This is a genomic window from Mesorhizobium sp. M1A.F.Ca.IN.020.06.1.1, from assembly GCF_004023265.1.
In the GTDB taxonomy this organism is placed as follows: Bacteria; Pseudomonadota; Alphaproteobacteria; order Rhizobiales; family Rhizobiaceae; genus Mesorhizobium.
The window spans coordinates 1-494 of the sequence record NZ_RZSR01001762.1 but is presented as its reverse complement, the minus strand read 5'-3'; the positions used below and the strand labels follow the sequence as shown (position 1 = coordinate 494).

The window sequence follows — 494 nt, the reverse complement described above, 5'->3', positions numbered from 1 at the left end:
AGCCTTCGACAACGAACAGGAGCCGGTAGTCGTTGACGCTCGCCTGGCCGCCGCCGGCGAGCAGCGAGAGCATGGCAGCGGCCAGACCGACGCTGATTGCCACCGCCAGCTGCCAAAGGATGTAGTACAGGGCGCTGAAGCGCGAGAGCTGCTCGGGCGCGATGTCCGAGTAGGCGAGGTTGCCGGTCGAGGCCCACTGCACCGAACGGAAAAGGCCGAAGGCGAAGATGTAGGCAAGCACGATCCAGGTAGGCGTGCTTTCCTGCATCAAGGCAAAACCGGCGACCAGCAGGGCGGCGATCGGCGTGTTGACGATCAGAACCCGCTTGAAGCCGAAGCGGTTCAAGATGCGCGGCATGAAGAAGCGCATCAGCAGCGAGCCGATCGCCGCGACGAAGGTCAGCGATCCGGCCTGCACCGCGCTCATGCCGAAGCCGAGCTGGAACATCAGCGGCAGCAGGAAGACAACGGAGCTTAGCCCTATCGTGTCGAGC

General features: G+C 64.0%; 1 protein-coding gene. It reads right to left on the bottom strand.

What is annotated here, in order from left to right:
- Window positions 1-494: MFS transporter (locus EOA60_RS36760; RefSeq protein ID WP_128312816.1), on the bottom strand; the 494-nt coding region annotated here is incomplete at both ends.